The organism is Paenibacillus sp. FSL H7-0737, from assembly GCF_000758545.1.
GTDB lineage: Bacteria > Bacillota > Bacilli > Paenibacillales > Paenibacillaceae > Paenibacillus_AQ.
The window spans coordinates 3,583,761-3,601,251 of the sequence record NZ_CP009279.1 but is presented as its reverse complement, the minus strand read 5'-3'; the positions used below and the strand labels follow the sequence as shown (position 1 = coordinate 3,601,251).

The window sequence follows — 17,491 nt, the reverse complement described above, 5'->3', positions numbered from 1 at the left end:
TATCTTAAATTTGACACCTTGTTGAAAGCGCTTAACAGTACAATAATAAGCCTATAACGAAAATAGGGGGCGTCAAACAATGGTCAGCAAAAAAATGAAGGCAACTTCAACAATTGCGTTATCAGCAGCTTTGGTTTTAAGTATGGCAGCGTGTGGAAATTCAAACAACAACGAGAGTAAAGGCGCTACAGAGTCGAAAGGGAATACAGCTACGAATGCTCCAGATGCCGGAACTACAAAAACCGAAAGCGGTAAGAAGGTCACGATTACTTTTCAAAATATTTACCCGGATCCAGCAACCCCTTCTTATAAGATGCTTCATGAATTAGTTGACCAATATGAAAAAGAAAACCCTAACATTCACATCGAATTGGATACTTTAAATACGGACCAGCAAAAGGTTAAATTGAAAACACAAGCCGCTTCCAAAGAAATTCCTGATATTACGATTGTTAACCCGGCTGCACAAATGAAACCTTTCGTTGATGCAAAGCTGTTTGCTCCTCTGAATGACATGCTGGATCAAAATGGATTGAAAGACACTTATCAATCCGGTCTACTTGATTACTACAGCTTCGATGGTAATGTTTATGCGCTGCCAGATGGTAATAACATCGAGGTAGTCTACTATAATAAAGAACTCTTCGAGCAAGCGGGCATCGCAGACACTCCTAAAACATTCGATGAACTACTTCAAGATGTAAAAACCTTGAAAGCAAAAGGCATTACGCCAATCGCGATCGGTGAAAAAGATTCCTGGACGGGTTCATTCTTGTTCATGAATATCCTGCTTCGCACCAATGGAGGACCTGGTTTCCTTCAAGATGTACTTGATGGCAAAAAAACATTTGAAGATCCTGCTTTCGTAGAAGCTGTAGATCGTTTCCAAGACCTCGTGCAAGCAGGTGCATTCCCAGATGGAGCAACTTCCATCGATGCTAATGCAGGTGGTAATATCTTCAAATCCGGTAAAGCCGCTATGTGGGTTATCGGTTCATGGGAAACAGGTGCAATTGACGCTTCCTCAGTCGCTGGTAAAGCAGGAGCCTTCCAATTCCCAAGCGTTAATGGTAAAGGGGATCCAAATGAATTCATGCTCGCACCAGGTAGCGCCTTTGCGATTTCTGCGAACAGTGAGCATTTACAAGAAACGAAAGATTTCTTGAATTTCTTTACACTGAATCTTCCTAAAAAACAATTTGAACTTAAAAATGCTGTAGGGATTGGTCAAAAAGTGGATGGAGACCTGAAAGGCGCAGGATATTCTGATCTGGCGATCAACATTTCAGGATTGTTCAATCAGGTTAAAGGTGGCGACTTGGCCTTTGACAACACCATGAACCCAGCTACGGCACAAGTCCATCTAAGCAGTATCCAAAATCTTTTTGTTCAAAAAGTGGATTCCGCTCAAGTAGCTAAAGAACATCAAACCGCATTTGAAGCTAATAAATAAGAAGGTTTAGAAAACGCGATGCGAGGGTGCTTAAACGCTTCTTCGCATCGTGTTTACATTCTAGGGGGCGGAAATAATGAAGGTACTAAAGGTTCCAGCGCGCACAATCGCCGTCTTCGTGTTACCTTGCCTGCTTTTGTATGTGTGCTTGGTGTTTGCTCCTATCCTAGTATCCTTTTATACAGGATTGCTGCAATGGGACGGAATTACGACTACGAAAACATTTGCTGGACTTGCTAATTTCAAAGAGATGTTTTTTCATGATCCAGTATTTTGGCCATCTGTAAAGAGAACGTTACTCTATGCTGTGGCTTCCATGGTGGAAATTCCATTTTGTTTGTTGATGGCTATCCTTCTAAATCGGTACGTGAGAAAAGGAAACACTTTAGTTTCTATTTACTTTACGCCGGTTATTTTGTCGGTGGTTATCATCGGGCAGCTCTGGAAAACGATCTATGACCCTGTCTCCATGGGCGGGATGTTGAATGGCGTCCTGATCTCTCTTGGGCTGGATAGCTGGACTCACAATTGGATCACAGAACCTAAAATTGCGATGTTCGCGCTTTATGCAGTATCTCTTTGGCAATATTTTGGCTACCATTTGCTGATTCAATATACCGGTGTTCAGAATATTCCGGATGAGCTGTATGAAGCGGCAAAGATTGATGGGGCTGATGGATTTAAAGCCGATCGATATATTACTTTTCCACTGATTATTCCAATTTTCAAAATATCTATCGTACTTGCCTTTATAGGGTCTTTGCAGGCTTTTGATCTCGTTATGGTCATGACAGCCGGTGGACCCGCTCATGCTACAGATGTTATTTCTACACATATGTACAACAGTTCATTCTTATCCTTTAAATATGGATATGGTAGTGCTATCGCTTCGTTCTTGGTCATACTGTGCCTTGTGTTTACTGCTAGCATTAATACTATCTTTAATAAGCTTGAGAAAAAATTCAGTTAGCAAAGGAGTGCGCGATCATGCGGAATGTCAAGAAAGGACTCGTGTATCTTCTCTTTGCGATTCCTGTCGTTACCCAGCTATATCCTCTGCTATGGCTAATGCTCTATTCCTTGAAGACCAACGAAGAGATTTTGGGAGGAAGTTTTTTCTCATTTCCTAAAGTATTTCAGTGGCATAACTATAGCGAGGCTTATAAGTCAGGTAGCTATCTAAAGTATTTATCTAACAGTGTAGTGGTTACCGGTGTAACAATGATCTTCGTCATCCTGCTTAGTTCGATGGTAGCTTACGCGATCTCACGGTTCCGTTGGCGTTACGGCAACTTGGTCATGACGATCTTCTTAATGGGGATGATGATCCCCATGCAGGCCACCTTGCTTCCGCTGATGATCATTTTCAAAAATATGCATATTCTGAATACACACTTATCACTCATATTGCCTTATGTAGCTTTTTCAACCCCAATAGCGGTGTTCATATTAAGTGGCTTTATGAAGAGCATTCCGCATGAAATTGAAGAATCAGCCTTTATTGATGGGGCGAGCGTATATCGGATCTTCCGCACGATCATTCTTCCGGTATCTGTCCCACCTGTAATGACTGTATGTATTCTAACGTTCATCAACATTTGGAATGAGTATATCTTAGCGGCCACCTTCATTTCCTCCGAGAAATTGAAGACCTTGCCCTTTGGTGTGTACACATTCGTTAGTCAGTATTCTGTAAACTATGGGAATATCGGTGCATTTCTAGTGATGGGTGCGTTACCCGTCATTTTAATCTATTTCTTCTTATCCAATCAGATTACAAAAGGAATGGTGGCGGGCGCAGTAAAAGGATAAATCTATATTGCAAATTACAATAATGGAATTATAATGAAGAAGCAGCAGGACAGATGAGTTTGAGGAGGGAAGCCTTTTTGAGAAACAGCTTTCATTCCATCCACCATCGATTGTTTTTGCTGTTTCTTTTTTGCATGTCTAGCATTCTATTAATTGTGAGTCTGCTCTATTACAACCGGACAACCGTACAGTTTCATGAGAAAATAAGTGATTTGTCGCAGAAGAATGTCGCTCAGACAGCGGATCTATTCAGCTTACTGTACAAAGGGTATGATAGTCTCTCTAAATCACTCAGTAATAACTTTGAATTGATACGTTTGATTAATGAGACAAGCACAGAGCCCGCGGTAGCTTACATCAATGAACAGACAATTACCAATATTTTGGGAGCTATATTTTATTCTCGGGATGATCTCGTAGGTATTCATGTCATTACAGATAAAGGTAAGATCTATAATTACGGAAACTATATGAATGTGGTTGATCCCGAATATATGAAGGAAGATTGGTACCATCAGCTGCAAGCTTCCTCCGGTAAAATGGTCTGGCTCGGCGTCTATGAACATTCTCTTATCGATCAAGTGGAGGATAGCCCTGTGTTTGCGTTCGGCCGTCAGATTTACGATCTCAATGAACACAAACCGATTGGCATTGTTCTGTACGAGACGAATCCGAAGCCTGTTCTGGATGCGTTGGATAATGTGAAGCTGGGTGAGCATAGCCAGGTGTATTTAATGTCGCAGGATGGACGATTCGTATCCTCTGCCGAAGATCAGGAACCAGATTTAACTCAGCTCCCGTCTTTGCAGAACTCCCAGAATGTTGTGGTTGAACAGACAGCCAATCGTCTGCTTGTCGCTTCTAAACTGTCCTTCTCAGGTTGGTGGGTGCTTAGTATCACACCTAATCGCGATTTAAATGTAGAGCTGGTAGAGATGAAACGGTATCTTTTCATTGTATTTTCGATTCTTGTTCTCGTCTCTACTTTTATAGCTTCTATTGTTTCACGAACGATTTCTTTGCCGCTTAAAAAGGTGATTCGAGAGATGAAGCAGGTGGAGATCGGTAATTTTCGGGGAATGGTGAATGTTTCTTCTTATCAAGAGATTAATATTCTTGTTGCTTCGTTTAATCGGATGGTTAGCCGAATCGAAGAACTAATCGAGCGGGTAAAACTATCTTCCGTTAGTGAGAAGAATGCTGAGCTTCATGCCTTGCAATCTCAAGTGAACCCACATTTTCTATACAATACTCTGGATATGATTTATTGGATGCTGGATGAGGAAGGGAATGAGCAACTAGGTGAACTTGTTCTCTCGCTATCTTCGATGTTCCGGTACAGCAGTCATTGGGAAGTTGATGTAGAAGTCACGCTAAGAGAAGAACTGGAACAAATCGGGCACTATCTAAATATTATTTCTATCCGGTTGGAAGGTCGTCTACGGATTGAGATAAATATAGATGAACGATGGCTTGAGGTTCGCCTTCCCAAGATGACTGTACAACCGGTCATTGAAAATGCTGTAAAACATGGCTTGGAATCGCTCGATCGTCAAGGTATTCTGAAGGTGAGTATACTTGAAGAAACTGGAGTGCTGAACATCGTCGTTCAAGATAATGGCAAAGGTATGGATGCAGAGAAGCTGAATGCGCTGGTGGAATCCTTGGATCGACCTACAACGAAAGAAAATGGAAAAATGGGGATCGGTCTTCAAAATCTGCATCGGCGGCTCCAGCATATGTTCGGAGAATCCTATGGTCTTGTGATTCGAAGCTTACCTGGAGAAGGAACCGAGGTTGCTATCATGCTGCCGATTCCGCAGGAAGGAGAGCATAGTCGTGAACATTCTCATAGCTGATGATGAACGGGTGATCCGAGAAGGCATTAAGCGCACTATAAGAAGTATCTATCCAGATTATTGTGTACATGTTGCTGCGTCGACAGAAGAAGCTGTCAAGATTATGGAGGAACAGTCCATCCATATCGTCTTAACAGATATTCTTATGCCCGGTATGAATGGCCTAGAGTTCATGAGGATTTCTAAGCGGCGGTATCCTTATGTCAAATGGGTGGTCATCTCTGCACACAGTGAGTTCGCCTATGCGCAGGAGGCCGTTCGTCTTGGAGCGAGAGATTATCTACTTAAGCCGATCGGCAAAAGCAAGCTACTTGAGATTATTAGTAACTTATCGCTAGAAATAGAGCAGGATCATAAGCTTATTAAAGATGAAGACCGATTAAGGTCAAGTCTGAAATATTTAAGAGAAGGTGTATTTCAGAGGCTCGCTTCTGGTTTTAATCTCGGTAATTTAGACATCAGCCAATTAATAGAAGACCATCAATATTTCTATTTGATTTTGCTGCAAATGGATGCGGGTGATAAAAACATTCGGATAGAACATTTTATTGTAGAGAATGTGTTAACTGAGCTGATAGAGCGGGACGGGAGCGGGTTTGTGGTCAGTTATGACCGACAGAGTCTGCTGGGATTAATCACCTTAAGGGAAGAAGCAAAATTAGAATCTTTTCTGGAAGATGGGCGGACCTATTTGAAGCAATATTTAAGAACACCTTTCCAAATGATCCATTCCGGACTTAGCTACGATATAAATACTGTCCCTCAGATCGTAACGAGCTTAAGAGAGGCGGTGAATTCGCAAGCATTGGATTTAACGCCAGCGAAAGGTAGTGGCGAAAAAGCAATCGACATCGCATTGCAATATGTAAAGGAACACTATTACGAAGACCTTACTTTGGAAAAGATTGCTTCCGTTGTATTTCTGAATCCGGTCTACTTCAGTCAATTATTTAAACAGAAGACGGGTCAAGGCTATAAAGAATATGTGACATCCTTACGATTGGAGCAAGCGAAGCTGCTGCTAGTAAACTCGAAGCTTAAGGTGGCAGAAATCGCCGAACGTATTGGATATCAGGACATGCGACATTTTACACAGATGTTCCGCAAGCGGTTCCTCGTAACTCCTACGGAGTATCGTCAGCAGCTTAACAATGGAACCTATTGAATTCTGTTCATAGGAAAGGAAAAAGGATCTCTGCAGCCATTAGGTTGGCTGTAGAGATCCTTTTTTTTTGTGTGGATCAGTAGGGGGTGTAACTTGCTGCTGCGTATATAAAAATAATAAAAAATAAAATTAATATGGCGTAAAGTAGAGTGCCGACAATCCCGCATACCAGACCCGCAATAGCTAAGCCTCTTCCTTGCTCATACCGAATCCGTATTTCTTTAAGGGATAGGGCAGACAGAATAACCGCTACAATCCCTAACAAAAATCCGATATAAGGAACAATTATGGAAAGCACTCCTAAGACGAAACCAGCGATTGACTTACCATTCATCGGTGTTGGTGGAGGCGGGGGAGGATAATAGTTTTGATTCTCGTTTGGCCCATAACTCATGCATATCACCTCCTATCAAACGTGTTATTGGCTGTAGTTAATCCAGTGTTCAAGCTGTACACAAGGAACGAGTCCAATAGATTCAGCTAGTCTAATGGAAGCTTGATTTGTTTCAAGCACATGATAGCGTGGAATAAACCCTCGTTCTAACGTTTCTTGTATGGCGGTTTGGACCACCTTTTTCGCATACCCGTTTCTTTGAGAGGATTCTAAAGTATGTACAGCGCCGATTTCCCAGATGGTTTCTTCATTACGGAACGCTAAGCAGGTACTGACCGGATTGTCGTCTAGGAAAATTGACACGGAAAAAGCCCCGTTTTGAAAATAGTCTTCTATTTCGTCTTTCGTGTAATGATTAGCGGCCCACAGCGGAATTAATCTGTCGTCAACCACATGACTGATAACAACATCTTCGTCCTTCGGATAGATTTGTCCCTCAGCTGTACTGTATGAGTAGAACCCCCGGACTTTCTCCATTGAAAAATGTGATGATAATGCCTTTTTATAGTTCAGGTCTTGCAGTTTAAAAACAAAATTTGCTTGCGGAGGCAGGAATTGAAACAGAGCCGGAAATACATCTGGGCTGCTGTAATCCATAAATACGATGTAATCCGCTTGAGGATATACTCTATGATCATATGCGTACGCTGAAGCAGGAAGAAGCAATAAAACACCCCATTGATTTCCTTGCTCCACAAGATGAGACTCCATGACTTCATGGAATGAGGTTAGCATTTTTAATAAACTGACATTCTTTAACGGTTCTTTGCGCAATCTGGTTATAATTCGGTCATTCTGGTGCATGTTATTTACTCCCCGCTCAATATATTTCAATATAAATTGCACTTATGCAGATCATTGTATTTAGGATAATTATTATATCGCAGAAATACGTCAGCTTGACAGTGACTGCTATAATGTATTAGGAAAATAAAGCTTGCTGTTTATGCAGCATACGTAATCGGAGGCACAGAATTTCATGACACAATCTATCACACCCGCTGCAGTTCGTGTAGGAGGAGGCCTAACTAAGCAATTCATACTTATTTTAGCCATTGCATCAGGATTAAGCGTCGCAAATATGTATTACAATCAGCCCCTTTTGGCCGATATAGGACGAACATTCCATGCATCCTCTAACGCAGTAGGATATGTATCGATGCTTACTCAGATCGGTTATGCGCTTGGGATGTTATTCTTTGTTCCGTTGGGCGACATCCGTGAACGAAGAACACTAATATCCGGACTTCTTATTGCTGTATCACTATCACTTGTTGGTTTCGCTACAGCTCAGAACCTTATTTGGATGTATATCGCCAGCTTTGCTATTGGCATTACTACGGTCGTGCCGCAGGTTATCATTCCTCTCTCGGCGGAGCTCGCTTTGCCAGAAGAAAGAGGAAAGGTTATTGGAACAGTAATGAGCGGGCTGTTTTTTGGTATTTTGCTTGCAAGAACAATATCTGGAATTATAGGAGATATGTTCGGCTGGAGAGCCATGTACTGGATTGCCGCAGCTATAATGCTATTGTTATCCCTTATCTTATACCAACTAATTCCAAAGACGAAACCAGAAAATAATTCATCCTATACAGATCTACTGAAATCAATGGGGAATTTGATTCGCAGATATTCGACGCTTCGTGAAGCATCATTGATTGGTGCTTGTATGTTTGGTGGCTTCAGCGTGTTCTGGACTTCACTGGCTTTCTTTCTAGAAGGTGAACCTTACCACTATAGTAGCTCTATCACAGGCTTGTTTGGATTGATCGGTGTAGCAGGTGCTGCGGGTGCTCCATTTATCGGTAGGTTAGCTGATAGGATCGCACCGAAAAAGATAGTAGGTATACTACTATTGCTGACATTGATTGCTTATGGATTCTTCGGTTTAGCTGGATTTACAATTTGGAGCCTGATTGCCGGTGTTATTATCCTGGATCTTGGAGTACAAGGGTCACAGGTTAGTAACCAAACACGGATCTATGCACTTGAGCCGGCGGCGCGCAGCCGAATAAATACGGTGTTTATGGTTAGCACTTTTACAGGTGGAGCTATTGGATCAACACTTGGAAGCTTTGCATGGCAGCATTGGGGCTGGAATGGCGTCTGTCTGATGGGTGGAATGCTAATTGTGGCCGCTATATGTATATGGATAGTCTATAGAGGAATTGAGAAGAAGACATTCATCGCAGGAGGTGCATGAGCATCGCTCAGAAGACGAAAGTCGTAGAAGTTGTCCCTTATGATCCAGAGTGGAAGTTAGAATTCGATAGAATAAAAGAACAGTTGTTATCTTATGTTGGCGACCTCATTATTACGATAGAGCATGTGGGGAGTACTTCCATTGAAGGACTCGCTGCTAAACCCATCATAGATCTTGATCTTGTAATGGATAGCAACGATGTACTCCCAAAAATCATAGAACGTTTACAACAGTATGGTTATGAACATCAAGGGAACTTGGGAATCGAGGGCAGGGAAGCCTTCAAAAGACGTCAAGCGGACGAATTCATGCAATATCATCTGTATGTATGCCCTAAGGATGGAAAAGGGTATTTGGAGCATATCGCTTTTAGAGACTATCTCCGTTCAAATGCGGTAGCGCGCCAAGCATATGCAGAAGTCAAACAGCATTTGGCGGAACAACATCGTTACGATATGGATGCTTACTGTGAAGGAAAGACAGCGTTTGTCACCTCGATTTTATCAAAAGCCATGAAATAACCCATAAGCAATCATGTGCCAGATCGAAGATGGCTTCGATATTCACTGGGGGACATACCGCTCCACTTACGGAATTGCTTGGAGAAATATAACGCATCATTGAAACCGACCGAAGAGGATACCTGGTCGATGGTGAGCGTTCCTCCAAGCAGTTCCTTTGCTTTATCCATGCGAACCTTTAACAAATATTGCTTGGGTGACATTCCGATCTTTTGCTTAAAGGCCTTAGAGAGGTGTGCCCTATGATAACCAAGAGAGGATGCCATGTGGTCGATACTGATCTGTTGATGAAATTGGAGAGAGATCCAGCGGATCGCTTGATTGATCTGGCGGTCGATAACATCCGGTAATTGTGCGGATTTAGGGGTGAGTGAACCTATGTTCGCAAGGCCGAATTTGTGCACCAGAAGGCGCAGCCACCCAGAAGCCTCCAAACTTTCCAACCTTGGATAAGCAGATTGCTGAAAGGAAAAACGAATATGTTCATACAAGTTATGTATCTCTATAAGGTTATCTAAGTGTATTAACGGCTTGTCCGGTGTAATCCCCACTTCTTTAAATAGCTGCTGAACGGCTTCTCCTTGCAAGGCTACCCATGCATAAGTCCAAGGCTGTTCCATGTCTGCCTGATAGCTGAATAATGCCCCTGGGAAAATGACAAAGGTATCTCCCGTACCACATATATGAGAGTTACTTCCACTCTGAAACACACCCTTTCCATCCATTACGGTATGTATAAGGTAGTAATCGTGAACAGAAGGCCCCATCTTATGTCCCGGGACCGGTTTACCTTCTCCGCTGAACAATACAGTTAGGTCGATTTCATCAGGAGCAAGATTAAACCCTGCTGTGAAATGATAATGCTCTGAAGCCATTTGCTTATGACCTCCTATACGTGATTTGAATTACATTTAGATTATAGGACAGGCCACTTAAATGCAACAAATATCCATATATGAATTGTATTTATCCATACTCATTGAGACCGCTCTCATTTATAGTGAATAGTGAAGAGAGAGACGGATACCCTCTGACATTCTAGTGTTTATAAGGAAAATTCATCGAGGTTTTCTGAGTCGTTAGCGATGTCGTGACCGTAGAACTCACTATTTAAGGAGGAATATTTCACATGTCCAAAATTACATTTATCGGAGCGGGTAGTACTGTATTTGCAAAGAACGTTTTAGGAGATTGCATGAGAACTCCAGCCCTTCAAGGCTTTGAGCTTGCCCTATATGATATTGATCTTCAGCGCCTAAAAGATTCCGAGAATATGCTGAGTAATATAAAAGCAAGTAGTGGCAGTACTTGTATCGTGAAATCCTATACGGATCGTAAGGAAGCTTTACGTGGAGCTAAATATGTGATTAATGCGATTCAGGTCGGGGGTTATGATCCTTGTACCATTACAGACTTTGAAATTCCGAAGAAATATGGTTTGCGTCAAACGATTGCGGACACGGTTGGTATCGGTGGCATTTTCCGCAACTTACGTACGATTCCTGTCATGCTTGATTTTGCTGCAGATGTGAGAGAGGTTTGTCCAGATGCGCTCTTTATGAACTATACGAATCCAATGGCCGTATTGACGAATGTGATGAACACTTATGGTGATGTGAAGACCGTTGGATTATGTCATAGCGTACAGCATTGTATTCCAGGCTTATTCGAGCATCTGGGAATGGATCAGACAGGTGTACAGGCTAAGATTGCCGGTATTAACCATATGGCTTGGCTACTCGAGGTTACGAAGGACGGAGAGGACTTATATCCAGAAATCAAACGCCGCGCTGCTGAGAAGCAGAAAGAACATCACGGGGACATGGTTCGTTATGAAATGATGCTTAAATTTGGATACTACATTACGGAGTCTTCAGAACATAACGCAGAATATCATCCTTATTTTATCAAACGTAATTATCCTGAGCTCATCGAACGCTTTCAAATTCCACTCGACGAGTACCCACGCCGCTGTGTAGAACAAATTGAACGGTGGCAGAAGATGCGTGAAGAATTAGTAAATAACAAAGAGCTTGTACATGAACGTTCGCATGAATATGCGTCCTACATTATGGAAGCCATCGAAACGAATGTACCTTTCAAAATTGGTGGTAATGTTATGAATACAGGTCTTATCACCAATCTTCCGAAAGAAGCATGTGTTGAAGTTCCGTGCCTTGTAGACCGTAGTGGCGTCACTCCAACCTTTGTTGGAGATCTGCCTCCGCAGTGTGCCGCACTGAATCGTACGAACATTAATACACAATTGTTAACAATCGAAGCAGCGATTACTCATAAGAGAGAGCATATTTATCACGCAGCTATGCTCGATCCGCACACTGCCGCCGAACTGTCGATGGATGACATTACGAATATGTGTGATGAGCTGATCACAGCCCATGGAGATTGGTTGCCCGCGTATAAATAATTCGGTCTAAACCTAAATGGCAGATATATAAATATGGAATTGTCCCAAAAAGCCACGAAATGGCTGCTTGGGACAGTTTTTCTTTTTGTGAGCATGATCAACCTTTGCGCTTCGATGGACGCTCCGCGAACGAAACCACTCGCAATTGGACCCAGTTAACCCTTGAAGCCATGCTCAAATGACGATAATTGTACTTATAGTGTTATTTGGGTCCATAAGGATCAGCGGAGGGTTGAAGCTAGCGGGTGTCGAATACAAAAGGGTAGTCCAATAATTTAAACGAGTGGAATAGTTAATTAGTTGCTCAATTAGAAGGGAGTAAGAAAGCGTGTTCATAGTAAACGTAGAAAGTGCAATCTGTAGGGATGACAAATGGCTTGTTATTACACGAAGTATCAAAGAAGAACATGCAGGTGGTACTCTGTCTCTTGTAGGAGGGAAAGTAGACGTTGAAGGAAGCACAGTCGATATCATAGAACGGACTGTAAAACGAGAACTTTATGAGGAAGTTGGCATCGAGATAAAAGATGCTGTTACTTTTGTATTCAGTTCCTCCTTTGTGACAGATGCTGGATGCAACGTTATAAATATGGTCTTCCTATGCGAATATGACAGTGGTACAGCATATAACAAGAGTCCTGATGAGGTTGAAGCCGTACATTGGATGACCTACGAGGAAATAATGAATCATCCTCAAGCTCCTCCTTGGACAAAAGAGAGTATAAGAAGAGTAGCTCTAACAAGAAGCTGAAAACTGATTTAGGCTTCTTTAATTAAGTGATCTTCTACGAAAAGGCTTGCATTATTTGAATTTAAAAAACATTAAAGGAGAGCGTAGCGAAGGGGGGATTTGGAACTGTAGGCGCGATAGCGATCGCCTTTGTCTCCGGATTTCATCCGCTCACAGCGGTATAATTCAAGAAATCTGGAGACAACAGCGGCCGGAAGTCCAAATATTCACCGTATTTACCATTCACTCCATAGATGTATAGTCTTCAGAGAAATTAGTATGCTGCAATTTACTCTGAAGCTTCCATTGCGTTTGGCAGATTTAGCACAGGTACATCTAGGAAATACTGAATGGCCAGAGCGCAAGCTCCTAGAATGGATGAGTTTTTGCCAAGCGTAGAGATTAACAATTCACGGTAATGGCTAATTTGTGAATTCAAATTTTGTTTGATTTTATAAATAGAGTCTGGATAGATCCGTAACAATTCACTATCTATTACGATAACGTCTGGATTATAAATATTGATCATATTATTTAAGCCAATGGAGAGATAGTAGATAAATTCATCCATGATCTCAGTGACTTCCGCATCACCTTGGTCAATCCACTCCTGAATTTGTTCATAGGTAATATTAGGGGTTTTCTTTCTTTCGGACAAAACCTCCATAATATTAGATTCAGAGGCATATTTCTCCCAGCACCCTTTATTTCCGCATTTACACGGTCTTCCGCCCGGCACCACAATCATATGCCCAATTTCTCCTGCAAACCCGTCATGTCCACGAAAGAATTTGTTGTTAATAATCATTCCTAAGCCTATACCTGAATGAAATGTAGCTGATAAAAGATTATCCGTATCATGATGGACATAGACTCTTTCGGCAAAAGAACTGAGATTCGAGTTATTCTCAAGATGAATTTCAAGGTTAAGTGCGTTTTCTAGATCTGCTTTCAGATTTACATCATTCCATCCCAAACGAGGCACATAATGAATCACCTCTTGATTCGAGACGAGGCCGTGAATGGCGATCACAATACCAATAATGCCATATCGACTATTTGTGTAATTTTTTTTGTATGTGATGATATGTTTGATTAGCAGTGCAAGAATCTCGGAATAGTCAGTGGTTTCAAGCTTAACGATGTTAGAAAATACAGGGCGTCCTAGAAGATCTGTAAGCGCAAAGGATATTTGCCCATAATCTAGATCAATACCGAGGGCATAACCCGCGTCAGCATTTAAAGAGAGCATAATTGGCTTGCGTCCAACAGCATTATGTTCAAGCTGTGTTTCTACAACCAATTCATCTTCTAACAGATCAGCTACTTGAACAGAGATAGTTGCTCTTGTTAGTGCTACAGCTTTGGATAGATCTGCCCGGGAGATCATTCCTTTCTTAACAATTTCTCTGATTATCAAAGAACGATTAATCTTCTTTATGTATGAAGCATCACCGGTAATCATTATTATCCTCCAATTTGAGCAGTGATTCTGATGCTCTTTTTCTTCCTATCAAGAGTTATTATACTGCTGTAACATACATTTGACAAAACGAAAGGGAATTGATAAATTATCCTTACAGTTAATTTGTTTATTAAACAAATTAACTGTAAGGATAATTTAAACCCGTAATAGAGTTACCTGAATATGAATTTGGAAGGAGATCATGTATGAAAAGTTTTCTGGATCATCACTTTCTGTTAAATTCAGATACAGCTATACGACTGTTCGAAAATGGTGCGAATCAATTGCCTATTTTTGACTTTCACTGTCATCTGAATCCCCAAGAAATTTGGGAAAACAAGCCGTATGCTAATATTACTCAACTCTGGCTTGGGGGGGATCATTACAAATGGCGCACCATGCGAATGAATGGTATAAGCGAAAAGTTTATCACTGGAGATGCAGATGACTGGGAGAAGTTTAAGGCTTGGGCTGAGACGGTTCCACATTTAATAGGAAATCCTCTATATCATTGGACACACCTGGAATTGAAGATGTTCTTCGGGATAGAGAAAATTCTTAGTCCATCAACAGCACATGAAATTTGGACGGAATGTAATGAGAAGCTGCTTCTGCCAACGCACAGACCTAGAGGTTTTATTGCAAAATCAAATGTGAAATTTATTGGAACGACAGATGATCCGCTATCCACACTTGAATATCACGATCTCTTAAATCAAGATGAAACTTTTGAGACGCTTATCGCACCGACGTTTCGACCGGATGGCGCTCTAAATATTGAATCCGCTTCCTTTTTATCCTGGTTAGATCAATTGAAAAACATCACTGGAAGTTCGATTGATTCTTTGGAGGATTTTCTGGATGCTTTGAAGCAAAGAGTGAATTATTTCCATGAGCATGGCGGACGCGCATCGGACCATGATATTCAGAAGCTGGATTATTCGGAGGTTTCCGAGGAAGTGGTTACTGCTATTTTTAACAAAAGATTGAATAAAGAGACGCTTAGCGAAGCTGAGATCACGGATTATCGTTCTTATCTGCTCAAAGCATTAGGAAAAATGTACGCGGAGAAACAGTGGGTGATGCAGCTGCATATGGGCGCTATCCGCAATAATAATACAAAAATGAAAAAGCTTATTGGCTCTGACACAGGTTTTGATTCAGTGGGTGAAACTAATTTTGCACAAGGATTGTCCAGATTCTTGGATGCTCTTGATCAAGAGGACTCTCTGCCGAGAACGGTTCTATTTAACCTCAATCCTAAGGATAATGCAGTGCTTGCGGGGATGATGGGGAATTACTATGAAGAGGGTATCCCAGGCAAAGTACAGTTTGGCTCCGGATGGTGGTTCAATGACCATATTGATGGCATGGAAAAACAAATGAAGGATTTAGCGAACGTTGGTTTGATTAGCCATTTTATTGGAATGCTTACCGATTCTCGAAGCTTTTTGTCTTATGCTCGTCATGAATATTTCCGGCGTATTTTATGTAAGATTGTTGGAAACTGGGTGGAACAAGGTCTAATTCCTAATGATATGGATTTTCTGGAACAGATGATTCGAAACATCGGCTATCATAATGCGGATAAGTTTTTCTTGCAAAGATAAATTGTTAATACAATAAAAGGAGGATTTATTTATGTTATATCCAATCGTTACTGAAACTCGCAGTATTATTGATCTTAATGGATTATGGAACTTTAAGCTAGATTCAGGTGTGGGCTTTCAAGAAAAATGGTTTGAATCCAAATTAACAGATACGATAGCGATGGCTGTTCCAGCATCCTTTAACGACATCGGGGTAAAAGCAGAAATCCGTGATCATGTAGGCTGGGTATGGTATGAAAGAGAATTTACAGTGCCGGATGTGTTCTCGGCTGAGCGTACTGTCTTGAGATTTGGTTCTGCGACACATCAAGCTAAGGTGTATGTTAATGGAGAGCTTGCTGTTGAGCATAAAGGTGGCTTTCTGCCTTTTGAAACGGAGCTAAATCAGATCTTGAAATCAGGCAAAAACAGATTGACTGTTGCGTTGAACAATATTGTTGATTATTCCACACTGCCTGTTGGGATTTACTCTGAGAAAGAAATACCAGGAATCGGAAAAAAGCTGAAAAATGAACCCAATTTCGATTTTTTCAATTATGCTGGTCTTCAGCGTCCTGTTAAGATCTATACAACACCTCACACCTATGTACAAGATGTTGAAATTGTAACCGCTTTAGAAGGTCTGAACGGTAAGGTTAACTACGCTGTGAAATTCGTAAATAATGCAGAAGTTAAAGTAACAGTTCTGGACGAAGCAGGAGACATCGTTGCTGAGCAAGCGGGAGAGGCTGGCACAATCTCACTTAAAAATGTTAAGCTTTGGCAACCGTTGAACGCTTATCTGTACACACTACAAATTGAGCTTGTTGATGATGGAACTACTGTCGATGTGTATGAGCAACCGTTTGGCGTGCGAACTGTGGAAGTAAAAGATGGGAAGTTCTTAATCAACAATAAGCCATTTTACTTTAAGGGTTTTGGTAAACACGAAGATTCACCCATTCATGGTAGAGGCTTTGATGAAGCGGCCAATATTATAGACTTTAATCTGATGAAGTGGATGGGAGCGAACTCCTTCCGCACTTCCCATTATCCATACTCTGAAGAATTAATGCGTCTTGCGGACCGTGAAGGTTTTGTTGTGATTGATGAAATCCCCGCCGTGGGACTACATGTGAACTTTATGGTCATGTTATCAGGAGGCAGAGCCCATAAAAATACATGGGAGGAACTCCAAACCAAAGAGCAACATGAGCAAGATATTCGGGAATTAATTGCACGAGATAAAAACCATCCGTCTGTTGTGATGTGGAATGTGGCTAATGAACCTGCGTCCGAGGAAGAAGGGGCCTATGAATACTTTAAGCCGCTTGTAGAATTGATGAGAGAATTAGATCCGCAAAAACGACCAGTTACACTCGTTACTCATCTAGCTTCTACTCCAGATCGAGATAAAATTGCTGAACTAATCGATGTTCTAGCTTTGAATCGTTACTATGGTTGGTATGTGGATGGGGGAGACCTAGAATCTGCAAAAGTGAAATTGCGTGCAGAATTCAATGGTTGGCTTAAACGTTGCCCTAACACACCGATCATGATGACCGAATACGGGGCGGATACTGTGGCTGGATTCCATGACGTTGAACCGGTTATGTTCACTGAAGAATATCAAGTGGAGTTTTATAAAGCTAATCATGAAGTATTTGATGAATTCCCTCATTTTATCGGTGAGCAGGTTTGGAATTTTGCAGATTTCGCTACAAGTCAGGGAATCATTCGTGTGCAAGGGAATAAGAAGGGGATCTTTACTCGGGATCGTAAGCCTAAGTATGCAGCGCATGAATTACGTAAACGGTGGACTGCAATTCCAGACTTCCATTACAAACAGGATAACGAATAGAGGGAGAGAGC

At 41.6% G+C, this 17,491-nt stretch carries 15 protein-coding genes; 11 read left to right on the top strand and 4 right to left on the bottom strand.

Annotated features, from left to right (window positions below; translation table 11 throughout):
• The first annotated feature begins 79 nt into the window (after positions 1–79).
• The 5 genes from H70737_RS15465 to H70737_RS15445 all read left to right on the top strand — a co-directional run bounded on the left by H70737_RS15465 (position 80) and on the right by H70737_RS15445 (position 6,289).
• The gene (locus H70737_RS15465) at positions 80–1,453 is read left to right on the top strand and encodes a sugar ABC transporter substrate-binding protein (protein ID WP_042188568.1); all 1,374 of its coding nucleotides are present in this window, start codon (positions 80–82) and stop codon (positions 1,451–1,453) included.
• Positions 1,454–1,529: 76 nt separating this feature from the next.
• Positions 1,530–2,423, top strand: a complete 894-nt coding sequence (locus H70737_RS15460) for a carbohydrate ABC transporter permease (RefSeq protein WP_042188566.1) — start codon at positions 1,530–1,532, stop codon at positions 2,421–2,423.
• A 17-nt stretch (positions 2,424–2,440) separates the two neighbouring features.
• Positions 2,441–3,265, top strand: coding sequence for a carbohydrate ABC transporter permease (locus tag H70737_RS15455; protein WP_042188564.1), 825 nt, complete (start codon positions 2,441–2,443; stop codon positions 3,263–3,265).
• A gap of 77 nt (positions 3,266–3,342) precedes the next feature.
• Positions 3,343–5,124 carry a cache domain-containing sensor histidine kinase gene (locus tag H70737_RS15450; protein WP_052404306.1) on the top strand — a complete coding sequence of 594 codons (1,782 nt, stop codon included), beginning with the start codon at positions 3,343–3,345 and terminating at the stop codon, positions 5,122–5,124.
• Positions 5,105–6,289 (top strand): response regulator, encoded by a 1,185-nt coding sequence (locus H70737_RS15445; RefSeq protein WP_042188560.1) that lies wholly within the window; start codon positions 5,105–5,107, stop codon positions 6,287–6,289. The genes H70737_RS15450 and H70737_RS15445 overlap by 20 nt, the downstream gene beginning before the upstream one ends.
• Positions 6,290–6,365: 76 nt before the next feature.
• On the opposite strand, the gene H70737_RS15440 is transcribed toward H70737_RS15445, so the two are convergent.
• Together H70737_RS15440 and H70737_RS15435 are read right to left on the bottom strand one after the other, a co-directional pair.
• Positions 6,366–6,683, bottom strand: a complete 318-nt coding sequence (locus H70737_RS15440) for a DUF4190 domain-containing protein (RefSeq protein WP_042188558.1) — start codon at positions 6,681–6,683, stop codon at positions 6,366–6,368.
• 24 nt (positions 6,684–6,707) lie between these two features.
• Complete coding sequence (locus H70737_RS15435; protein WP_042188556.1) at positions 6,708–7,487, bottom strand: GNAT family N-acetyltransferase; 780 nt, start codon at positions 7,485–7,487, stop codon at positions 6,708–6,710.
• Between the two features lie 175 nt (positions 7,488–7,662).
• Between H70737_RS15435 and H70737_RS15430 the strand changes: the two genes are divergently transcribed.
• Together H70737_RS15430 and H70737_RS15425 are read left to right on the top strand one after the other, a co-directional pair.
• A complete protein-coding gene (locus H70737_RS15430; RefSeq protein WP_042188554.1) occupies positions 7,663–8,886 on the top strand; it encodes an MFS transporter in 1,224 nt (407 codons plus the stop codon).
• On the top strand, positions 8,883–9,407 hold the full coding sequence (locus H70737_RS15425; RefSeq protein ID WP_042188552.1) for a GrpB family protein: 525 nt from the start codon (positions 8,883–8,885) through the stop codon (positions 9,405–9,407). The genes H70737_RS15430 and H70737_RS15425 overlap by 4 nt, the downstream gene beginning before the upstream one ends.
• An 11-nt stretch (positions 9,408–9,418) precedes the next feature.
• On the opposite strand, the gene H70737_RS15420 is transcribed toward H70737_RS15425, so the two are convergent.
• Positions 9,419–10,282 carry an AraC family transcriptional regulator gene (locus tag H70737_RS15420; protein ID WP_042188550.1) on the bottom strand — a complete coding sequence of 288 codons (864 nt, stop codon included), beginning with the start codon at positions 10,280–10,282 and terminating at the stop codon, positions 9,419–9,421.
• Between the two features lie 254 nt (positions 10,283–10,536).
• On the opposite strand from H70737_RS15420, the gene H70737_RS15415 reads away from it, so the two are divergent.
• Entirely contained in the window at positions 10,537–11,835 is a 1,299-nt protein-coding gene (locus tag H70737_RS15415) for an alpha-glucosidase/alpha-galactosidase (protein WP_042188548.1), read from the top strand.
• 328 nt (positions 11,836–12,163) lie between these two features.
• A complete protein-coding gene (locus H70737_RS15410; RefSeq protein WP_042188546.1) occupies positions 12,164–12,586 on the top strand; it encodes an NUDIX hydrolase in 423 nt (140 codons plus the stop codon).
• Positions 12,587–12,854: 268 nt separating this feature from the next.
• Here the strand turns inward: H70737_RS15410 and H70737_RS15405 are convergent, their stop codons facing one another.
• Positions 12,855–14,030, bottom strand: a complete 1,176-nt coding sequence (locus H70737_RS15405; RefSeq protein WP_042188544.1) for an ROK family transcriptional regulator — start codon at positions 14,028–14,030, stop codon at positions 12,855–12,857.
• 206 nt (positions 14,031–14,236) lie between these two features.
• Between H70737_RS15405 and uxaC the strand changes: the two genes are divergently transcribed.
• The gene (gene uxaC, locus H70737_RS15400; protein WP_042188542.1) at positions 14,237–15,640 is read left to right on the top strand and encodes a glucuronate isomerase; all 1,404 of its coding nucleotides are present in this window, start codon (positions 14,237–14,239) and stop codon (positions 15,638–15,640) included.
• 31 nt (positions 15,641–15,671) lie between these two features.
• Positions 15,672–17,480, top strand: coding sequence for a beta-glucuronidase (uidA, locus tag H70737_RS15395; protein WP_042188540.1), 1,809 nt, complete (start codon positions 15,672–15,674; stop codon positions 17,478–17,480).
• The last annotated feature ends 11 nt before the right edge of the window (positions 17,481–17,491 follow it).